This window comes from Anaeromyxobacter sp. PSR-1 (genome assembly GCF_000964525.1).
GTDB lineage: Bacteria > Myxococcota > Myxococcia > Myxococcales > Anaeromyxobacteraceae > Anaeromyxobacter.
Genome location: NZ_BAZG01000025.1, coordinates 19,829 through 39,687 on the forward strand (window position 1 = coordinate 19,829; position 19,859 = coordinate 39,687).

18 protein-coding genes and 1 pseudogene are annotated in these 19,859 nt (G+C 76.4%); 6 read left to right on the forward strand and 13 right to left on the reverse strand.

The annotated features are described in order from the left end of the window. Window positions 1-6: 6 nt before the first annotated feature. Together PSR1_RS06565 and PSR1_RS06570 are read right to left on the reverse strand one after the other, a co-directional pair. Window positions 7-2,301: a M6 family metalloprotease domain-containing protein gene (locus PSR1_RS06565; protein WP_059436822.1), complete on the reverse strand. Its 2,295-nt coding sequence runs from the start codon at window positions 2,299-2,301 to the stop codon at window positions 7-9. Window positions 2,302-2,499: 198 nt separating this feature from the next. Further along, complete coding sequence (locus PSR1_RS06570) at window positions 2,500-3,333, reverse strand: DUF6544 family protein (RefSeq protein WP_059436823.1); 834 nt, start codon at window positions 3,331-3,333, stop codon at window positions 2,500-2,502. Window positions 3,334-3,544: 211 nt separating this feature from the next. Between PSR1_RS06570 and PSR1_RS06575 the strand changes: the two genes are divergently transcribed. Then, window positions 3,545-4,300: an alpha/beta fold hydrolase gene (locus PSR1_RS06575; RefSeq protein ID WP_059436824.1), complete on the forward strand. Its 756-nt coding sequence runs from the start codon at window positions 3,545-3,547 to the stop codon at window positions 4,298-4,300. Between the two features lie 37 nt (window positions 4,301-4,337). Here the strand turns inward: PSR1_RS06575 and PSR1_RS06580 are convergent, their stop codons facing one another. The 4 genes from PSR1_RS06580 to PSR1_RS06595 form a co-directional block, all read right to left on the reverse strand. Next, window positions 4,338-5,471: a porin gene (locus PSR1_RS06580; protein ID WP_059436825.1), complete on the reverse strand. Its 1,134-nt coding sequence runs from the start codon at window positions 5,469-5,471 to the stop codon at window positions 4,338-4,340. 23 nt (window positions 5,472-5,494) lie between these two features. Beyond that, window positions 5,495-6,274, reverse strand: coding sequence for a C-GCAxxG-C-C family protein (locus tag PSR1_RS06585; protein WP_059436826.1), 780 nt, complete (start codon window positions 6,272-6,274; stop codon window positions 5,495-5,497). Between the two features lie 114 nt (window positions 6,275-6,388). After that, on the reverse strand, window positions 6,389-7,246 hold the full coding sequence (locus tag PSR1_RS06590) for a response regulator transcription factor (protein WP_059436827.1): 858 nt from the start codon (window positions 7,244-7,246) through the stop codon (window positions 6,389-6,391). Beyond that, window positions 7,243-8,268, reverse strand: a complete 1,026-nt coding sequence (locus PSR1_RS06595; RefSeq protein ID WP_059436828.1) for a helix-turn-helix transcriptional regulator — start codon at window positions 8,266-8,268, stop codon at window positions 7,243-7,245. Before PSR1_RS06595 ends, PSR1_RS06590 begins: the two co-directional genes overlap by 4 nt. 394 nt (window positions 8,269-8,662) lie before the next feature. On the opposite strand from PSR1_RS06595, the gene PSR1_RS06600 reads away from it, so the two are divergent. Continuing rightward, entirely contained in the window at window positions 8,663-10,606 is a 1,944-nt protein-coding gene (locus tag PSR1_RS06600; protein ID WP_059436838.1) for a BTAD domain-containing putative transcriptional regulator, read from the forward strand. Here PSR1_RS06600 and PSR1_RS06605 read toward each other — a convergent pair. Together PSR1_RS06605 and PSR1_RS06610 are read right to left on the reverse strand one after the other, a co-directional pair. After that, window positions 10,603-11,169 (reverse strand): carboxymuconolactone decarboxylase family protein, encoded by a 567-nt coding sequence (locus PSR1_RS06605; protein WP_059436829.1) that lies wholly within the window; start codon window positions 11,167-11,169, stop codon window positions 10,603-10,605. The genes PSR1_RS06600 and PSR1_RS06605 overlap by 4 nt on opposite strands. A 3-nt stretch (window positions 11,170-11,172) precedes the next feature. Continuing rightward, window positions 11,173-11,709: a peroxiredoxin gene (locus PSR1_RS06610; protein ID WP_059436830.1), complete on the reverse strand. Its 537-nt coding sequence runs from the start codon at window positions 11,707-11,709 to the stop codon at window positions 11,173-11,175. Between the two features lie 116 nt (window positions 11,710-11,825). On the opposite strand from PSR1_RS06610, the gene PSR1_RS06615 reads away from it, so the two are divergent. Next, window positions 11,826-12,797, forward strand: coding sequence for a LysR substrate-binding domain-containing protein (locus tag PSR1_RS06615; RefSeq protein WP_059436831.1), 972 nt, complete (start codon window positions 11,826-11,828; stop codon window positions 12,795-12,797). Here PSR1_RS06615 and PSR1_RS06620 read toward each other — a convergent pair. Continuing rightward, complete coding sequence (locus tag PSR1_RS06620) at window positions 12,770-13,543, reverse strand: hypothetical protein (RefSeq protein ID WP_059436832.1); 774 nt, start codon at window positions 13,541-13,543, stop codon at window positions 12,770-12,772. The two genes, PSR1_RS06615 and PSR1_RS06620, sit on opposite strands and share 28 nt — an antisense overlap. 47 nt (window positions 13,544-13,590) lie before the next feature. Beyond that, window positions 13,591-13,794 (reverse strand): 2-hydroxymuconate tautomerase family protein, encoded by a 204-nt coding sequence (locus PSR1_RS06625; RefSeq protein WP_011419369.1) that lies wholly within the window; start codon window positions 13,792-13,794, stop codon window positions 13,591-13,593. A gap of 187 nt (window positions 13,795-13,981) precedes the next feature. On the opposite strand from PSR1_RS06625, the gene PSR1_RS06630 reads away from it, so the two are divergent. Beyond that, window positions 13,982-14,875 carry a transposase gene (locus PSR1_RS06630; protein ID WP_059436833.1) on the forward strand — a complete coding sequence of 298 codons (894 nt, stop codon included), beginning with the start codon at window positions 13,982-13,984 and terminating at the stop codon, window positions 14,873-14,875. Window positions 14,876-14,889: 14 nt separating this feature from the next. Here PSR1_RS06630 and PSR1_RS06635 read toward each other — a convergent pair whose 3' ends face one another. Both PSR1_RS06635 and PSR1_RS06640 read right to left on the reverse strand, forming a co-directional pair. Beyond that, window positions 14,890-16,062, reverse strand: a complete 1,173-nt coding sequence (locus PSR1_RS06635) for a YbfB/YjiJ family MFS transporter (protein ID WP_059436834.1) — start codon at window positions 16,060-16,062, stop codon at window positions 14,890-14,892. Window position 16,063: 1 nt separating this feature from the next. After that, entirely contained in the window at window positions 16,064-17,047 is a 984-nt protein-coding gene (locus PSR1_RS06640; protein WP_059436835.1) for a DUF1028 domain-containing protein, read from the reverse strand. 244 nt (window positions 17,048-17,291) lie between these two features. On the opposite strand from PSR1_RS06640, the gene PSR1_RS06645 reads away from it, so the two are divergent. Further along, complete coding sequence (locus PSR1_RS06645) at window positions 17,292-17,912, forward strand: NTP transferase domain-containing protein (RefSeq protein WP_082100163.1); 621 nt, start codon at window positions 17,292-17,294, stop codon at window positions 17,910-17,912. Here the strand turns inward: PSR1_RS06645 and PSR1_RS06650 are convergent. Next, window positions 17,907-19,043: a hypothetical protein gene (locus tag PSR1_RS06650; protein WP_059436836.1), complete on the reverse strand. Its 1,137-nt coding sequence runs from the start codon at window positions 19,041-19,043 to the stop codon at window positions 17,907-17,909. The genes PSR1_RS06645 and PSR1_RS06650 overlap by 6 nt on opposite strands. Before the next feature lie 609 nt (window positions 19,044-19,652). On the opposite strand from PSR1_RS06650, the pseudogene PSR1_RS24455 reads away from it, so the two are divergent. Beyond that, window positions 19,653-19,859 (forward strand): annotated as a pseudogene (locus PSR1_RS24455) (hypothetical protein); the annotation flags it as partial.

The window sequence follows — 19,859 nt, forward strand, 5'->3', positions numbered from 1 at the left end:
CTAGCGCTAGCGCTTCGGCGCGACGACGACCTGCATGAAGTCCCCCTGCGCCGAGGTCCCGACCACGCGGATGGTGGTCCCGGTGTTCGGCACGATCACGCTCGACCAGCCGTAGTGGTTGAGCGACGGATCGGGCGGCACCCAGTAGCTCTGCGTGTCGTCGAAGAGCGGGTTGCCGGCGAGCCCGCCGAAGCAGCCCTCCTGGCTGTTCGCGTGCAGGCACACCACGTCGGTCGGCTCGAGCCCGAACGTCGAGTCGTACGCCTGGAAGCGCGGGCGCCACGCCTTCCCGTTGTCGGGGCGCAGGACGAGCCCGGGGTGCGCGTCCACCGGCAGGAACAGACCGCCGCAGCGGCCGCTCGCGCACGCGTCGCCGACGTTGTTGTTCGGGAAGGAGGTGTCGTAGTACCAGACGAGCAGGCCGTCCTGATACGGGAAGTGGTCCACCCAGTTCTGCAGCGCCGGGTCGTTCAGGTAGCCGAACGTGTACGGGCCGGTGGCGAGCGACCGGTCGTACCCGCGGTACTGCCGGTACTCGGCGAAGTAGGCGTTGAAGTACGGGGTCGCGAGCGTGCCGTCGGTGCGCACGAAGCCGTGGTAGGTCCAGCCCGCGTCCGTCTCGCCGCCGTCCACCGCCTGGCCGCTGACGGCGATCTCGTCCACGAAGAGGCCGGGCCGGACCTCCGCCACGTCGGTCCAGTAGCGGAACCCGAGCGTCACCGTCTGGCCCGCCCACGCCGACAGGTCGGCGGTGAGGTCCACCCAGGCGCCGCCGGACGAGCCGGTGATGCCGTCGCCGAAGTTCTGGCCGTTCGGGTTCGTCGAGGTCGAGAGGTTGGTGGCGACCGGCGCGCCGTTCACCGTCAGGTACGCGTAGTCCCAGTCCAGCTCGATGTCGAACCGCACCTTGGCGGAGAGCGCCGCCGTGCCCGCCGGCAGCGTCACCTGGCGCGTCATCGAGTGGTCGAGGCCGTTCCCGGCGCCCGAGTAGTAGAAGTACGTGCCGGCGTACGGCGCGCCGACGTTGCTCTCCACCACCTTGTCCGGCAGCAGCACCACCAGCGTCTGCGCCTGCTTGGTGCTCGCCTCCGCCGGGCCGAGCTTCAGCGAGGCGTACTGGCCGGCGCGCACCACCTGGTAGTTCGACCAGCCGAGGAAGATCTTCTCGTACGCGCTCATGTGGATGGGCTTCGTGCCCAGGCCGTCCTCCGGCCGCCCCGAGGCACCGTAGGAGCCGACCGAGTAGAGCGTCCAGAAGCCGGTGGAGTTCTCGGCGCCGCCGGTGTTGCCGGAGGTGTCGTAGAGGTCGGGCAGGCCGAGGTCGTGGCCGAACTCGTGCGCGAACACGCCCACGCCGCCGTTCTCCGGCTCGATGGTGTAGTCGCCGATCCAGTAGCTGCTGTTGCCGATGCGGATGCCGCCGGCGCGGTTGAACGACGGGCCGGTGACGCCGATGTTGTTGTAGAAGGCGTACCAGCGGTGGCTCCAGATCGCGTCGGTGCCCTGCGCGCCGCCGCCGGTCTCCTCGCCCTCGCCCGCGTGGATCGCCTGGAAGTGGTCGATGTAGCCGTCCGGCTCGTTGAAGTTGCCGTCGCCGTCGTGGTCGTACCGGTCCCACACGTCGTACTGCGCCAGGTACGCGTCGATCTCGGCCGGCGTCCGGCCCGCCGCGATCTGCCCGGCGTACCAGGCGTTCACCGCGTCGCGCACGAACAGCCAGGTGCGGGCGCACACGATGCCGCCGCAGTAGTTCGCGCCGTAGCTGGCCTCGTTGAACGGCACCTTCACCCAGTCGGTGACCTCGCCGTCCACCGTGTAGCGGTTCGCCGAGAGCTCCTTGTAGAAGTTCCGCATGGAGACGTCGCCGGGCGCGTCGGAGAACAGCAGCGCCTCGTAGTACGCGCGGCTGAAGTCCCGCGCCCAGATGGTGGAGTTGTCCACCGCGCGGTCCGGCTCCGGGATCTGGTTGCGCAGCGGGCCGGCGGTGCCGCCGTAGCTCGGGTTCACCTGCTCGCCGAACTCGCCCACGACCGTCCAGATCCGGTCCTCGCCCTGCCGCTCGAGCTCGACGTACTGGCCGCGCGCGACCTGGTGCGTCTTGCCCTTCGCCTTTCCGTTCAGCTTCGCCTGGATCGCGATCGCCTTGCGCGCCGCCTGCGCGTCGCCGAGCGGGTGCGACGGGTTGTCGGTCGTCGGAGCGACGTCCGGGAGCTGCGGCTCGTCGGCCGCGGCGGACGCGGCGGACGGCGCGAGCGCCAGCGCCGCGAGCAAGGCCAGCGTGGTGGTGCGTGTGGTGCGCATCGATTTCCCCCGAGTGAGCGTGCGTGTGGGTGAGGCGAGCTGTCAGTGTTCCCTACTTCGCGCCAGCATCGCCGCGCCCCAAGGGCGGAACCCGAACGTCATCTGACGAGCAGAAAACCGTCGGGGAATCGCGCCCCGCGCCCGTTCCTTCGGCGCGTCGAGCGTGGCGTCGTTCCCGCCCCGGCGAGGGACCGCGGCCTAGAACGGCCGCGGGACCCCGTGCTCGAGGCGCTCCAGCTCGAAGCGCGCGTACGGCCGGTCGCGGCCGTCGACCTCCCAGCTCGCCTCCATCCGGAACGGGACGCGCACGCCGCCCACCTCGCGCCAGTCGGCGCAGCGCCCGGTCCACGGCGTGAGCACGCCCCGGCCCTTCACGTCACGGTAGCGCAGCGCGGTGATCCGCTCCGGCAGGCCGTCGCCCCCGAAGTGGAAGGTCACCTCCACCTCCCGCCCGCCCACGCGCAGCCGCGCCCGCGCGCTCGAGGCGTCGCGCGGCAGCCACGCCACGTGCCGCGCGTCGAGCAGCGCCGTCGGGAGCCACACCAGCTCGCCGAGCAGGCGTTGCAGCGCGGCCGCGTCGAGCTCCGGGCCGGAGACGTCGGCCACCACCAGCGCGGAGGCGAGCGCGATCCGCATGCCGCCCTCGCCGCCGGCCGAGCGATCCCGCGCCGCGACCTCGACCCCGGGCGCGAGCCGCACGCGTCCCCACCACACGAAGCCCGGCGGCTCGGCGGCGAGGTACTGCACGCCGCGGATCGGCCGCCACGCGCCCTCGAGCGCCGGCCGGAAGGCGCCGCCGTGGCGGAGCCGGGCCGCGGTGAGCGGCGCCGCCCCGAGCGCCCCGGCCAGCCCGAGGTAGCGCCGCACCGGCTCGGGCAGGGTCCCGGGGTCGAGGCGGGAGGGCGGCGCGTCCTCCCGGAGCGCCCAGAGCGACCGCGCCTCCGCCGCGACCTCGCGCGCGAACCGGGCGCGCCGGACGCCGACCAGCGCGGCGGCGGCCGCGAGCGCGAGCGCGCTGATCCACCCGATCATCGGCCTCCCCCGTTCCGGCGGCCGGCGCCGCCACCGGCGCGCCGCCGCCCGGTCCAACCTCGCAGGATCCGGGGCGCCCGCCAACGGCCGCGACGCCGCACGGGCTGCGGCGGACGGCGGAGCCCGCCGTGGCCGCCCGCGACGCCCTCCCTCCGGTCTATGACGACCGGCAGACGCGCCGCGTCAGGCCGCCGTGTCACCGTGTCACACCATGACCGCCTCCGACGGACCGCTGCTCACGCTGCTGCTGCCCGGCCTGGACGGCACCGGGCGGCTCCTCGAACGGTTCGTGGGCGCCGCGAACGGCAGGCTCGAGCTGCGCACGCTGTCGTATCCGCCGGACCGGGCGCTGTCCTACGCCGAGCTCGCCGAGCTGGTCCGGGCCGAGCTGCCGCGCGGGCGGCGGTTCGCGCTCCTGGGCGAGTCCTTCGGCGGGCCGCTCGCGCTGCGCGTCGCGGCCGGGCGGCCGCCGGGGCTGGTCGGGGTGGTGCTGGCGGCGAGCTTCCACCGTCGGCCGGCGGCGCGGCTGGTGTCGGCGCTCCGGCCGCTCTCGCCCGCGTTCTTCCGGCTGCCGCTGCCGGCGCACGCGGTGCGGGTGCTGCTCGCCGGGCACGACGCGCCGGACGCGCTGGTGGCCGACGTGCAGGCCGCGGTCGCGTCGGTCCAGCCGCGGGTGATGGCGCGCCGCGCCCACGAGGCGCTGCACGTGGACGCGACCGGATGGCTCCGCGACTGCCCGGCGCCGGTGCTGTTCCTGGGCGGGCGGCAGGACCGGCTGCTCCGCACCGGCCTCGCCATCGAGATCCGGCTGGTGCGCCCCGACGCCGAGATCCGCATGCTCGACGCGCCGCACCTCGTGCTCCAGCGGCGGCCCGACGAGGCGATGCGGGCGGTGGAGGCGTTCCTGGCGCGCTCGCCGGCGGCCACCGCGCCGGTGCGCGCGGCGTCCGCCGGCGAGCCGGCGTGAGCGGCCGTCCACGCATCGTGAACGGCCGCCCGATCGCCTAGAAGATCACCTGCGCGAACAGCGTGGTGCGGTCGCCGTTGCGGCCCGCCGCGCCGGTCTGCCCCTGGTCGAGCTCGTGGTTGAGGATGAGCCGGGCGTTCACCGGGACGACGTCCACGTAGGCGCCCAGGGTGTAGCGCTCGAGGCGCCCGCCGGGCGCGGAGCGGTCCGCGTCGAAGCGCTCGGCGCGGAAGATGGGCCCGAGGTTCCACGGGGTCTTGCCGTACGCGCCCGCGTACCAGCCGCGCGCGGTGCGGCTCGTGCGCGTCGCCGTGGTCACCGCCGCGGCGGTGGCGTAGCGCGACTGGTCGCGCTCCGACTGGATGAGCTCGGCGGCCGCGAAGAACCAGGGCGTGTCGAGCGTCGCGTCGGCCCCGTAGGTGTGGAAGTAGAAGTACGTGTCGTCGACCGGCGTGCCCACGCCGTCGAAGGCGCCGTTCGCGCCGGTGGCCTGCACCTGCTGGCCGGTGCCGTAGGAGCCGCCCGCCTTCAGCGTGATGGACGGGAGCTTCAGGGTCAGGCCGGCGCGGCCCCAGAAGTTCTTCGTCTCGAGGTCGTCCTTCTTGTTCGGCCCCGCGCCGTTCACGAACGAGCCCAGCACCTCGGCCGACACCGGACCGAACTTCGGCGTCTGGACGAGGAGGCCCGCGCCGAGGTCGCGCGAGTCCACGCCGCGGGCGAGCGAGGCGACCACGTACGAGCTGTTCACCCACAGCAGCTTGGTGTCCGACTCGTACTGCTCGTAGCCGAACGGCGTCTTCCACTGCCCCATGCGCACCTCCACGCCGGGCAGGGCGAACACGGAGGCGTACGCGTCCTTCAGCTTGGAGTCGGCGCCGTCGAACAGCAGGCTGTAGCCGACGAGATCGTGGACCTTGCCGCGGGCGCCGATGCGCGCGCGGCGGATCTCGAAGGAGGAGGTGTCGTCGGCGCCGTTCAGCCCCTCGGTGCGGGAGTACTGGGCGTTGACGAAGCCCCAGAACGTCGGCTTCGGGGCGTTGGCGAGCGCGCCCGCGAGCGTGGGCGCGGCCTTCACCGGCGCGGGCGCCGGCTGCGCGGCGGCCGCGGCTGGATCGGCGGCGGGGGTGGTCTGTGCGAGCGAGAGTGCGAGCAGGAATGGGGTCAGCGTCATGATGTCGTTTCTCGGGCGTCGGATCAGATGGCCGGGTGCTTGGTGCCCAGGTTGAAGTGGCACCCTCCGCACGCCATCTTGGCACGGGTGTTCTCGAGGACGCCGCCCTTCTCGTGACACGAGGCGCACTCGGCGGTGGCCTTGTCCTCCAGCACCGGGAACGCCTTCCCGGCGTGCTGCGCGTTGAGGATGATGGCCGCGTGGCGCGCCACCGAGGCGGTGAGCACGCCGCAGCGCTCCTTGCGCTCGGGCGAGTAGGCCTTCTTGCCGGACGCCTTGCACCAGGCCGACACCGACGCGTGGCAGAGCACCGAGCCCGCCACCGACTTCACGTTGGGGAACTTGGCCGACGCCGGCACCCAGTCCGGCAGCGACGCCTGCTCGTACTGGCGGAAGAGCGCGTCCACCAGCGGCTCCGGCTTCGGCGAGAGGAGCTGGAACGCCGCCGCCGCGCCGTTCAGCGCGCCGCAGAGCGTGGCCCAGCCGGCGACGCCGCCCGCGCCGTAGGTGAACAGCTTCGTCGGGAACGACGCGTACGGCGCGCCCAGCTTGTCGGCCACCTGGCCGGCGAGCGCGTCGAAGGCGCCGTACATGCAGTGGCCCTCGAGGTAGCCCTTGAACGCGCGCTCCGCGGTGGCGTCCGGGTCGAGCGGCGCGTACGGCCACGGGATGGCCTGCATCCCCTTGCCCGCGGCCGGCGGGGCCGCGCCCGCCTGCCTCGCCACCACCAGCGCCGCGCCCGCGCCCGCGGCGCCGCCCACCAGCTTGATCCAGCCCCTGCGCCCGATGCTCTCGTCTCGCATGTCCCGCTCCGATGGTTGGGCCCCCAACTACGGGGGCGCACCGTACGAGCGGACGCAGGGTCGATCAACGCGGTCTGGGGTCGCGCGGCGGCGCGCCCGGCCCCGCGCGGGAGCTCACATCAGCACGCGGGCCAGATCGGCGCGCGACTCGGCGCCGAGCTTGCGGAGCAGGTTCGCCTGGTGGAACTTCACCGTGCGTAACGTGATCCCGAGCGCCCGCCCGATGTCGGCGAGCCCCTCGCCCTGCAGCAGCCGGTTGAGCACCGCCTCCTCGCGCTCCGACAGCCCGGCCCCGCGCGCCAGCGCGCGGGCGCGGGCCTCCACCAGCCCGTGCACGGCGGCCTCGGCCAGCCGCCGCACCGTGAGGCGCACGCGCTCCGCGCCCTCCGCCGCGGCGGTGACGACCTCGTACCCCGGGGCGGGCGCGAGCGTGCGCGCGTGGACGCGCGGCCAGGCGCCGCCGCCGCGGACCGGGCAGTCGGCACAGGGCTCGCTGCGGCCGTGCAGGGCCTCGTGGCAGCGGGCCGCGGGCACCGGCTCGAGCGCGGGCCCGCCCAGCGGCCTCACCCAGGCCAGGCGGCCGAACGCGCCGGGCCCGGTCTCGATGGCGTAGTCGAGCTCCCCCGCCCCGAGCCCGGGGAGATCGCCGAGCACCTCGAGGACGCGGAGGAGGGCGCCCGGCTCGCACGCCGGCTCGATGCCCGGCTCGAGCGCGACGCGCAGCCGCCGCCCCGCCGCCGTGGTCACCTCGCGCTCCACCCGGCCCTCCGCGGACGCGGGCGCGCCGGCGAGCACCGCCGCGACCGGCCGCCCCTCCAGCGCGCGCGGCGCCGCGCCGAGCAGCCGCTCCAGGCTGGCGGTCGCGAGGCGCACCGTCCCGGCCGCGTCCACCCACGCCGCCGGCTCGCGACCGCGCTCCAGCATGGCGAGCGCGACCGCGCCCCAGTCCGGCTCGCTCCGGGCGCGGGTCACGAGGCCAGCCCCAGCAGGTCCCGGCGCGAGGACGCGCCGAGCTTCCGGAGCACGTTCGCCTGGTGGAACTTCGCGGTGCGCGGCGTGATCCCGAGCGCGGTGCCGATGTCCGCCGCCTGCCGGCCGATGAGGAGCAGCCGCAGCACCTCCTCCTCGCGCGGCGAGAGCTCGAAGCGGCGCACCAGCTCCGCCGTGCGCGCCTCCCGCACCGCAGCGAGCGCGGCGTCGTCCACGCGCCGGACCGAGACCAGCACCTCGTCGCCGGGCAGCGCGGTGGCGGTCGCGACCTCGAAGCCGCCGGTGCGCGGCGCCCGCCGCACCTCCACCCGCGGCCACGCCTCGCCGCCGCCCCGCAGCGCCGAGCAGCCCGGGCACGGCGACGGCCGCCCGTGCAGCACCTCGTGGCAGCGGCGCCCCACCCGCAGCGCCGCCTCGGCGCCCGCGCCGGAGAGCGCCAGCAGCCGGCCGAAATCCGAGGCGCCCGCCGAGATCCGGTAGTCGAGGTCCCCCGCCGTGCCGCACACCACCGGCGCCGCCGCGCGCTCCACCACCTCGTGCACGTCGATGCACAGCGCCGCCGAGGCGCCGCGGCCCACCGCCGCGAGCTCGACCTTGAGCCCGTACGTGCGGCCGCCGCGGACGGCGGTGAGCTCGGTCCGGTGCAGCGCGCCGCGGAAGGCCGCCCGCAGCAGCGCCTGGGCGCGGCCGGGCGCGTCCGCGCAGAGCAGGTCGCAGGCGCTGCGGCCCTCCAGCCCGGCCGGCTCCGCCCCGAGCAGCGCCGCGAACGCGGCGTTCGCGAGCCGCAGCACGCCGTCCCGGTCCACCCACGCCAGCGGCCGGCGCTCGGCTCCGGCGATGGCGCGAGCCACCGCCGCCGGCGCGGGGCCGGCCGGGGCACGGCCCGCGGACGCGGTCGCGTCCGGCGCGTCCGCGGAGATCAGCCGCAGGAGCGATCGCCGCGCGGACGTGGCGCCTTGCGCCGGCAGGGCGCGGCGCGGGTGTGCCTCGGGACTGCGGATCATGCGGTTTCCCCCCCAGGGAACGGCGCGGGCCACGGGGCCCCGGCCAGTGCGGGTCATAAGACCGGGGGCGTGACCGGGGCGTGACGGGCGCCGGGAGGGGCGGGGGTGGTGTGGGGGACCGGATGGGGCGGGAGCGCGGTGCCTTCGGCGGCGAATGACTCTGGGTGAGGTGCCGGCACCCGCTCGATGACTCTGGGTGTGGAGCGGGACGCCTCGAGCGGGACGGGAGAGCGGTCGGAACGACTCTGGGTGAACGCCAAACGACTCTGGGTCAGGAGGAAGCAGCGCCGAAGCGGCGGTGGACGCCCCCTGGTCGGGCACAGCCCCAATGGCCCGTTCGGGTTTGACGAGTGGTAGGCGAGAAACCCACGCCTTGCCGCCCCAGGAAGAGATGATGCCCGCCCCACCGAACTGGACCGTCCAACTGCTCGGCGCGCCCCGGCTCGCGGGCGCGACCGCAGTGGTCCGGCTGGATCGCCGGACCGCGGCGCTGCTCGCGCTCCTCGCGATCGAGGGCCCGCAACCGCGCTCGCGCGCGGCGGGGCTTTTGTGGCCGGAGTCGCCGGAGAAGACGGCGCGCGCCAACCTCCGCCAGCTGCTCCGTCGGCTTCGCGAGGCCGCGGGTGGGGATCTGGTCGGCCCAGGCGACCCGCTCGAGCTCTCGCCGGCGGTGACCGTGGACGCACGCGGCGGATCGCTCCCGGAAGAGGCCTGGCCGGACGGACGGCTGCTCGACGGCGTCGACCTCGACGAGGCGCCGGAGCTGTCGGAGTGGCTGACCGGCGCGCGCCGGACGCTCGACGCCGCACGGCTCGACGCGGCGCTCGCGGCCGCGGCCCGGCTCGAGGCGGCGGACCAGCTCGGGGCGGCGCTCGCGCAGGTCCAGCGCGCGCTGGTGCTCGAGCCGCTCTCGGAGGAGGCGTACCGCCGCGAGATCCGGCTGCGCTACCTGGCCGGCGATCGGGCCGCCGCGCTCGCCGCCTACGAGCGCTGCCGCGCAGCCCTCCGAGGCGCGCTCGGGGTCGAGCCCTCGCCCCAGACGTCCCGCCTCGCCGAGGAGGTGGCGCGCGGGCGGCGCGTCCCGGCCCGATCCGCCGGCGGCACCCCGCTTCCCCTCTCCGTGGCCCGCCCACCGGCGCTCGCCGGCCGCGAGCGCGAGTGGGCGCTCATGGAGGAGGCGTGGGCCGCCGGCAAGGGCATCGCCCTCGGCGGCGCGCCCGGCGTGGGGAAGAGCCGGCTCATGCAGGACTTCCTGTCCACGCACGCCCGGCCGCTCTTCTTCGAGGGCCGGCCCGGAGACCGCGCGGTGCCGTACGGCACGCACGCGCGAACGTTCCGCGAGACGCTCGGGGCGCTCGCCACGGCCGGCGCGGCGCTGCCGCCGTGGGTCCGGACGGAGCTGGCGCGGATGCTCCCCGAGCTCGGCCCGTCCCCAGGCCCGCTCGCGACCGAGGCGGACCGCGTCCGCTTCTGGAACGCGAAGCTCGAGGCGATGCGCGTCGCGTTCCGGGCCGGGTTCGACGCGCTCGGCTTCGACGACACGCAGTTCGTCGATCCGGCCAGCGCCGCGGCCGGGACGTACGTCCTGGAGCAGCTGCTGCGGGACGCGGAGACGCCGCTCCGGACCGTGCACTGCTTCCGGACCGCGGAGATGGCGCCGGAGGTCCTCGCGCACATCCGGGCGCTCGCCGAGGCGGGACGCGCGCTCTACCTCGAGCTCGAGCCGCTGGCGGACGACGCGGTCGAGGAGCTGGTGCGGAGCCTGGACGTGCCGGGGATCGAGCGGGTGGCGGCGGACGTGGCCCGCTACGCGGGCGGGAGCCCGCTCTTCGCGCTCGAGACGGTGAAGCACCTGGTGGAGACCGGCGCCGTCGAGCGCGGGGTCCCGGACCGGACGCCGCCGCGGCTGGAGGCGCTGCTGCGCGCGCGCTTCGAGCGCCTCTCCGCGCCGGCGCTGCAGCTCGCGCGGGCGCTCGGCGTGCTCGGCACCGACTTCACCCTGGAGCGCGCCGCGGCCGTGGTGGAGGCGCGCGCGATGGACGTGGCGGTGGGGTGGAGCGAGCTCGAGGCGGCGCAGCTCGTCCGCGGCACCGCCTTCGGCCACGACCTGCTCGCCGAGGCGGTGGTGACGGCCACCCCGGCGCCGCTGCGGAGCTTCCTGCACCGCCGCGCCGCCGAGGTGCTCGCGGCGACCGGCGGCGCGCCGGGCCGGATCGCGGCGCACTGGGAGCGCGCCGGCGATCCGATCCGGGCGGACGCGTGCCGGCAGGAGGCCGAGTCCATCGCCCGCACCACCCTGCTCGCGACGGAGGCGGCGGGGTACTTCCGGGCCGCCTAGGCTGCCCCGGCCGCGGCCGCCGCGGTCGGGGCCGCGGCGTGCCCGGCGAGCTCGAGCGCCACCGCCGCCGCGTGCACCACCGCGGCGATCCGGACGGCGTCGTGGACCTGGTCCTCGGACACGCCGGCGGCGACCACCACCTGCTCGTGCGAGCGCACGCAGGTCTCGCACCCGTTCACCGCGCTCACCGCGAGCGCGAACAGCTCGAAGTCCACCTTGCTCGCGGCCGGCTTCACGAGCCGGTTCATGCGCAGGCGCGCCGGCTTCTCCGAGTACGACGGCTTCCCGACCATGTGCCGGAACCGGTAGTACACGTTGTTCATCGCCATCACGGCCGCGGCCGCGAGCGCGTCCTCCACCACGGCGGGCTCGACCTCCGACCGCGCGTCGGCCAGCACCGCCGCGAGCAGCCGCTCGTTTCGCGCCGCCGCGGCGGTCGCCACCGCCACGCCCCAGCGCTGCGCCGGGGTGAGCGGCCCGGGCTGCAGCACCGCCTGCAGGTTCAGCTTGATGTCCCGGGCCGGCTCGGGGAGCGCCTCCCGGATCGCGTCGAGGGCCGCCATGGCTCAGGCCACCTGGAGCGTGGACTCGCCCTTCTTCCAGTTGCAGGGGCAGAGCTCGTCGGTCTGCAGCGCGTCGAGCGTGCGCAGCACCTCGTCCACGTTGCGCCCCACCGAGAGGTCGTTCACCGACACGTGCCGGATGACGCCCTCGGGGTCGACGATGAACGTCGCGCGGAGCGCCACGCCGTCCTTGTGCAGCACGCCGAGCGCGGCGGAGAGCTCGCGCCGGGTGTCGGCGAGCATGGGGAACGGCAGGTTCTTCAGGTCGGGGTGGCTCTTCCTCCAGGCCAGGTGGACGTAGTGCGTGTCGATGCTCGCCCCGAGCACCTGCGTGTCGCGGTCCTGGAACTCGCCGTTGCGGCGGCCGAACTCCGCGATCTCGGTGGGGCAGATGAAGGTGAAGTCCATCGGCCAGAGGAAGACCACCTTCCACTTGCCCGGGTGGCTCGCCTGCGTGACGGTCTCGAACTCGTTGCCGCTCTCCAGGCTGGTCACGGCCTGCAGCGAGAACTCGGGGAAGCGGTCGCCCACGGTCAGCATCGGTGTCTCTCCTCGTCGAATCGGTTCGGGCGCGGCGTCCATCGCCGCGACGGGAGACAACATGGCCTCCGCGTGCTGATTGAGCCATTACATCGTTTCGATTAGGTTGTTAGTCCATGGCTATCACTCGCCTGCCCCCGCACCCGTTCTCGCTGCGCCAGCTGCAGTACGCGATCGCCGTCGCGGACACGCTCTCGTTCCGCCGCGCGGCCGAGCGCTGCCGCGTGGCCCAGCCCTCGCTCTCCACGCAGCTCGCGCAGCTCGAGTCGGCGCTCGGCGTGCGCCTCTTCGAGCGCGACCGCCGCCGCGTGCTCGTCACCGGCGCCGGGCGGCCGCTGCTCGAGCAGATGCGCCGGCTCCTGCTCGAGGCGGACGACCTGCTGGAGGCGGCGCGGCAGGCCGGCGATCCGCTCGCCGGGGCGCTGCGGGTCGGGGTCATCCCCACCATCTCGCCCTACCTGCTGCCCGCGGTCGCGCCCGCCCTCCGCGCCGCGTACCCGGCGCTCCGCCTCACCTGGCTCGAGGACCGCACCGCCGAGCTGGTCCGCAGCCTCCACGCCGGCACGCTCGACGCGGCCCTGCTCGCGGTCGAGGCGGAGCTCGGCGACGTGGAGGTGGCGCCGGTGGCGCGCGACGCGTTCGTGCTCGCGACGCCGCCCGGCCACCCGCTCGGCGCGGCGCGCGGCCCGGCCTCCGCCGCCGAGCTGCGCGACGCGAGCGTGCTGCTGCTCGAGGACGGGCACTGCCTGCGCGAGCAGGCGCTGGCGTTCTGCTCCCGCGCGCGCACCCGCGAGCTGGAGTACCGGGCGACCAGCCTGTCGACGCTCGCGCAGATGGTGGCCGGCGGGGCCGGCGTGACGCTGCTGCCCGAGCTGGCGGTGCCCACCGAGACCCGCCGGGCGGACCTGCGGCTGCGCCCGTTCGCCGACCCGGCGCCCTTCCGGACGATCGCGCTGGTGTGGCGCCGAAGCTCGCCCATCGCCGAGGCGCTGCGGCGGCTCGCCGCCACCGTCAAGGCGGCGTACCCCACGCCCGCGGGCCGCGCGCCGGGATCGGAGCGTCAGCGGCCGCGCGCGCCGCGGGCGTGAGGTCGCGGGCCGCGTCCGGCGTCGCCTTTGCGAGGCGGGGCGGCCGGCCTGCGCGCGCCAACCTGGACCGGGGCGGTCGCGACGAACACGACGTGCCGCACGCCTCCCCCGCCGCCCTGCGTCGCGGGCCCGCGCGCCGGGACCGTCACCGATCGCGCCTCGAGGCCGGCGCGCTCGAGCCGCGACAGGTACCGCTCGTCCGGCCCCGCCGACCAGACCGCGAGCACGCCGCCCTGGCGCAGCGCCGCGCGGCAGGCGTGCACCCCCGCGTCCCCGTAGAGCCGGTGGTTCCCGGCGTGCGCGAGCGCGGACGGGCCGTTGTCCACGTCGAGGAGGATGGCGTCGTACGCGCCGCGCGCCTCGGAGATGCGGGCGAGCACGTCGCCGTGCTGGACGCGCACGCGCGGGTCGTCGAGCGGCCGGCCGGCGAGATCCGCCACCGGGCCGCGGTTCCACGCGGCGAGCTCCGGGACCAGCTCGGCGACGACCACCTTCGCGTCGCCCGGCAGGCGGTCGAGCAGCGCACGCAGCGTGAAGCCGAGGCCCAGGCCGCCGAGCAGCACCGCGCGCGGCCGGGCGCAGCGCTCGAGGGCGAGCGCGGCGAGCGCCTCCTCGGAGCCGTGGGCGCGCGAGGACATGAGCACGTGGCCCGCGGCGCGGACCACCCACTCGTCCCCGCGGCGCGCGAGCACGAGCTCGGTCCCGTCCGGCGCGCGGGCGCGTTCGACCGTCTCCCAGGGTTGCATGGCTGGATTCCTCGGGGCGCCGCCGGCGGGCGCGCCACCCCCTTACGTCAGCTCCCGCGCTTGCGGCGGACCGTGACCGACTCCCCGCCGATGCCCCAGTTGTCCGTGTCCACCTCGTCGATGACGACGACCGTGGTGGACGGGTTCTTCCCGAGCTCGTCGCGCAGCAGCTCGGTGACCTTGCGGATGAGCGTGGCCTTCTGCTCCGCGGTCGCGCCCTCGCGGGTGATCTTGATGTTGACGTACGGCATCCGTGCCTCCTCGCCTCGCGTCCCCGACCCCGCCACTTCCCCGCTCTTCTCTTCTTCCTTCTTCTTCCTTCCCCGACCCAGAGTAATGCGTTTCGGCCGGTGCGTCCGCGGCTCGGACGGCCACCGGGCGCAAGGCCGTGGATCGGGCGCCGTATCCGGCGGCACGGCGCGTGCCTTGGGCCTTGGCATGACCGCTCCGCGCCAGATTCTGTCCGGTGTCACCTACCACGTCACGCGCCGCTGCGCTCAGCGCGAGCTGCTATTGCGTCCCTCGGAGCTCGTCAACGAGACGTTCCTGTACGTCCTCGGCGTCGCGCTCCGCCGATACGGGCTCCTGCTGCACGGCTTCTGCGTGCTCTCCAACCATTTCCACCTGGTCGTCACGGACCCCGGCGCGCACCTGCCCGCGTTCGAGCAGTACCTGGACTCGCTCGTGGCCCGCTCGCTGAACGCCGCCCTGGGCCGCTGGGAGGCATTCTGGGCGTCCGGGAGCTACAGCGCGGTGGCGCTCGCGACGCCGGACGACGTGGTCGACAGGCTTGCGTACTCGCTCGCGAATCCGGTCGCCGCTGGGCTGGTACAGAGGGCAGCGGAGTGGCCGGGGCTCTGGTCGTCGCCCGAGCGGATCGGCGCCGGGCCGATCGCCGCGAGGCGGCCGGAGCACTTCTTCCGCCGCAACGGCAGCATGCCGGAGTCGGTCGAGCTCGAGCTCACGCTGCCGCCCGGCTTCGACGACGTGCAGCAGTTCCGGGATCGCCTCGTCGAGGCGATCGGGCACCGCGAGCACCTCGCCGCCGAGCGCTTGAAGGCCGAAGGGCGGAGCTTCCTCGGCGTGCGCCGGGTGCTCGCGCAGAGCCCGAACGCGCGGCCCGCGACGGTGGCGCCGCGCCGCGGCCCGAAGCCGAGGGTGGGCGCGCGCGACAAGTGGAAGCGCATCGAGGCGCTCGGGCGGACCCGGTCATTCCTCGATGACTACCGCGAGGCGCTGAAGGCCCTGCGCGCCGGGCTGCGCGACGTGGTCTTCCCGAGCGGCACGTACTGGCTGCGCGTGGCGCACGGCGTGCGCTGCGCGCCCGGGTAGCGCGCCTCGCGCGCTCAGCGTCCCTGGTCCGGCACCGGGGCGACGCGCGAGCGGGAGGGCACGACGAGGACGACCGCGCCGAGGGCGACCGCGGCGGCGGCGGCGAGCACGGCGGGCCTCGGGTCGCCCAGGTGCTGCGCGACGGCTCCGGCGGCGAGCGGGCCGACGATCTGGCCGACGCCGTAGATGGCGGTGAGCGTTCCCACGGCGCGCCCGAGCGCGCGTGGTCGGACCTCGCGCGCGGCCGCCACCGTCAGCGTGGTGATCCCGATGAACGTTCCTCCGAACAGCGCCGCGCCGGCGAGGGCGGCCCAGGCCGCGGAGGACAGCGACGGCAGCGCCATGCCCGCCGCCTGGACGAGGTGCGCGGTGACCAGCGCGGAGCGGACCCCGATCCGGCGCCCGAGCGAGGCCCAGAGCAGCGCGGACGGGGCGGCCGCGAGGCCCGCCAGCGCCCAGGTCCACGGCGCGAGCGCCTCCAGCCCAGGCGTCCGCCGGACCGCTGCCACCGCGAACGTCCCGCTCACGATGTAGCCCAACCCCTCGAGGAAGTACGCGGTCGCAAGCCGTCCGAAGCCGACCGGCGCGCGGCCCCTCCCAGCCGCAACCGCCCCTCCCGACCCAGAGTCGTGCGCGAGCGGGCCGGATAGGTCCCTCCACCCCGGCACCGCCAGCGCAGCCGCCGCTCCCCCCAGCACCCACCACGGGACGCGCCAACCCCCGGCGGGTGGCGCGAGCGCGGCCACCACGGCCGCGAGCGCGATCCCGACGCCCACCCCGCCGTAAAGTACTCCGGGTCGGGGAAGGTGGCCGGGCGCGACCTCGAGCGCGGCGGCGGACGCGAGCACGAACACGAGCCCGCTCGCGACACCGGAGCCGAAGCGCACCGCGGCCCAGCCCGCCTCCGAACCGACCGCGGTCACCGCGGCGGTGAGCACCGCGGTCGCGGCGAGGCCGAGCCGCAGCGCCGCGCCGCGCCGCGCGCTCCCGGCCAGGCGCCGCGCCCAGAGCACGCCGGCGAGGTAGCCGACCAGGTTGGCCGAGGCGATGGCCCCGCCGACGGCGTCGTCGAACCCGAGCCCATGCTGCACGCCGGGCAGCAGCGCGGTGTACGCGAACCGTCCGATGCCCATCGCGGCGGCGAGGGCGAGCGCGCCGGCGAGCGCGCGGCGTGTGGCGGCGCCCAAGCTATCGGACCAGCTTCTCGAACGCGGCGTCGCCGCGGAGGGCGGCGAGGTCCGCGTCGGTGCGGGCCTGCGCGGTGAGCTTCGGGTTCGCGGCGAGCGCCCGGCGCAGCGCCTCCAGCGCCCCCGCCCGCTGCCCCGCCGCGAGCCGGATGACCGCGAGGTCGTACAGCACCTCCCCGTTCGCCGGCGCCCGGGCCGCGGCGCGCTCCTGCGCCGCGAGCGCGGCCGGGAACTGCTTGCGCCGGAACGCGGACCACCCCTCGTTCCACGCTGCGTTCATCTGCGCGTAGTCGAGCAGCCGCTTCAGCTCCTCGAACGGCCGGGGGTGGTCGTCCACCCGCACGTCGATCTCGCGGTCGTCGAACCCGCCGTACCCGGCGCCCTCCTTCACCACCAGCAACGCCGCCGACTGCCGCCCCCGCGAGTCGCCCCCGGCCGCGTCGCCGGCGGCGAGCGCGGCGTACAGCCGGTCGGCGAGCGAGCCCTTCCCGCCGACGAACGCGCGCTCCATGGCCGCCACCACCGCCTCGCCGGCCAGGATGTTCCCCTGGATCGCGTAGTCGGGCCCGCTCCGCCCGCCCGCCCACGCGTTCGTGCCCTTGCCGGTGTACGTCGCCGAGGCGCCGGCCGCCGAGACGATGCCGACCTGCCGCAGGTCGCGCTCCGGATCCGCCCGCAGCAGGATCTCGAGCGCCTCGGCGGGCGTGGCGCCCCTCGCGAGCAGGTCGAGGCCGCGCGGGCCGTAGCTCGTGTTGCAGAACGCCTGCGTCGCCACGGCGCCGACGCCGGCCCGGGCCCACGGCACCACCGTGCCCACCGCGAAGAAGCGCGAGGCCACCGCCACGCCGAGCTCGCCGGTGGCGGGGTCGCGGGCGGCGATCGAGAAGGTGGCGACGGGCTCGCGCGGCGTGCCCCCGCGGGCGGCCCCGGCGGCGAGCGCGCAGGCGAGCGCGAGGACGAGGCGGCAGGCGGGCAGGTGGGACATGCGATCGCTCCGGCGGTGGAGCCGCCGACGCTAGCATCCCGCCCCACCGGGCGCACGCGCGGGCGGGCGCACGCGCCGCGGGGACGCGTTCCCAGGTGGGGCCGGCGTCGATTCGACCGGCCGCGCGCCCTCGCCGGCGACAAGAGATCGCGCCGCCCCATGTCCTCGCCCCAGCGCCACGCCCCGCGCCCGAGCCCCGGCCGCCCCCCGCCGCGCCCCCTGGATCCCTGGCGCCGGATCAGCCGTGACCGACACCGCCGAGACGCTGGGATTCGGCGGGCTGGTCCTCGCCGCGGGGCCCTCGGTCCGCATGGGCGAGCCGAAGCAGCTGCTCCTCTGGCGCGGCGAGCCGCTCGTGCACCGGGCCGCGCGCGCGGCGGTCGAGGCCGGGCTGTGGCCGGTGGTGGTGGTGGTGGGCGCGTGCGCGGAGGAGGTCCGCGCCGCGCTCGCCGGGCTGCCGGTGGCGACGGTCCTGAACCGCGACCACGCGGCGGGCGTCTCGGGGTCGCTGCGGCGCGGGCTGGCGCGGCTCGGCGAGTGCGCGCCGTCGCTCGCGGGCGCGGTGATCCTCGCCTGCGATCAGCCCGGCGTGGACGCCGCGCACGTGGCGGCGCTGGCGGGCGCGCTCCGCGTCACGGGGCGGCCGGTGGCGGCCTCGGCCGACGGCGGCGCGCTCATGGTCCCCGCCCTGTTCTCCACCGCGCTCTTCCCCGAGCTGCGCGCGCTCGAGGGCGACGAGGGCGCCGAGCGGCTGCTGTCCCGCGATCCGGCCCGGGTCGCGCCGGTGCCGCTCGCGCACGGGGGCTGCCACGTGGACACGCCGGAGGACTGGCGGCGCGCCCGGCTCATGGGCGGCGGCTCATAGGCGGCGCGTCCAGGCCACCCCGAGCGCCAGGTCCGGCGCGTTCGAGTCGTAGAACCAGCGCTGCCCGCCCTCGCGCGCGTCGCGCGCGTGCTGCGTGCCGGGCGTGAAGTCCTCGGAGAAGTACACCGTCACCTCGCCGGCGCGCACGCCCGCCGAGAGCTGGTTGTGGGCGCGGAACAGCGCGTACCACGCGCTCGCCTGCGGGCGCTCCACCTCGGGCGAGAGCGTCCACCCGTGGCTGCCGAACGCGGGCGCGAGGAAGCGGTCCTCCACGATCAGCGCGACGCGACCTCCGAGCCGCGCCACGAGCGACGCCTCGATCCCGGCCTGCAGCGGGCGCAGCCGCAGCGCCGCGCCGCGGGGCAGCGGGCCGAGCGCGCGGAGCGAGGCGAGCGCGTGCCCGGTGAGCCAGCGCACCGGTGCCCAGGTCGCCGCGAGGCCGAGGCCCGCGTCCGGCGAGCCCGAGCCGCCCAGCCGCGACGCGGCGCCGGTGGGGAGCTTCACGTCGAGGCGCAGCGCCAAGGCGAGCCGCCCCGGGCCGCCGGGGCCGTCGCCCGCGATCCGGAGCGCCGTCCGGACGGCCACGTCGCCGAGCGCGGTGCGCGGCCCCGTGACGGCGATGCCCCGTCCGTCCGCTCGCCCGAGCCGCACCTCCACGGCGTCGCGCGGCCAGGCCTCGCGCTGGAAGTTCCAGCTGCCGACGACGCCGTGCCACGCCTCGATGGGCCGGTCGGTCCAGCCGCCCCAGGTCCGCAGCAGGCGCGCCTCGACGCGGGTGGTGAGGCGCTCCGGGAGCGAGCCGGCCCAGGCGCGCCGCCACGGGATCGCGACCGCCGCCTGCAGCACGTCGGTCTGGGCGTCGAGCCTGACCACCACCCGGTCGCCGCCGCGCTCCAGCACGGTGGGCACGGACCAGGCGTTCGCCGCGATCCACCGGACATCCACGGTAGGTGAAGCCACCCCGCGCGCGTCCTCGAGCGGCATGTCGAGCGACAGCCCGCGCAGCGGTCCGGGCGTCCAGGCGCCGAGCGGCGCGTCGGGCGCGAGGGCCGCGGCGCCCACCGGCGCGAGCGCGGCGAGGACGGTGAGCGCGGCCGCGCGGAGGCGCGCGAGGCGTGGGCGGCGCGGCATGGGCGGGAGATGGTACCCGAGCCGGCGCGACCAGCCGCCGTGCCGCCCGCGGACGGCACCTCCTGTCGCACCCGTCGGCGCGAGCCCGTCCCCCGCCCCCGTGTCAGGGCGGGCCGGAGGAGGCGTGCTAACGTTCCGGCGGGTGCGCGGTGGCCTCGCCGCGCAGCGGTGCTCCCGGATCCGGGGCGCCGCACTGGGGGGAGGCAATGATCGGCTCGCGTGTCGTCGTCCTCGCGTCCGTGCTCGCCGCCGCGCTCGCCTGCGAGCGCGCTGCGCCGCGGCCCGGCCCCTCGCCGGCGTCGGTGGCGCCCGCCGCCGCGCCGCGGACGCCGGACACGCCCGGCGAGCTCGACGCGCGCGCCGTCACGGACCGTCACGTGGTGCTGCGCTGGAAGCCCGTCGCGGGCGCGACGGGCGCGGCCGCGTACGAGGTCCTGGCCGGCGAGCGCGTGCTCCGCGCCGAGGCGCCGCCGCTCGACGATCGCGGGGTGGGCCCGGCCCGCGTGTACTGCTACGCGGTGCGCGCGGTGGACGCCGCCGGGAACCGCTCGCCGGCGTCGCCGGCCGCGTGCGTGCGCACGCCGGACCTGGTCGCGCCGACCGCGCCCGGTGCGCCCGCGGCGAGCGCGCAGGGGGACGGAGAGCGCGGTCGTCTCCTGGTCGCCCTCGCACGACGACGTGGCGGTGGTGGGCTACGAGGTCCTGCGCGACGGGCACGTGGTGGCGCGCGCAGGCGCCGCCGCGACGCAGGCGATGGAGGCCGGGCTCGTGCCGGGCCGGGAGCACTGCTGGTCCGTCCGCGCCCGCGACGCCGCC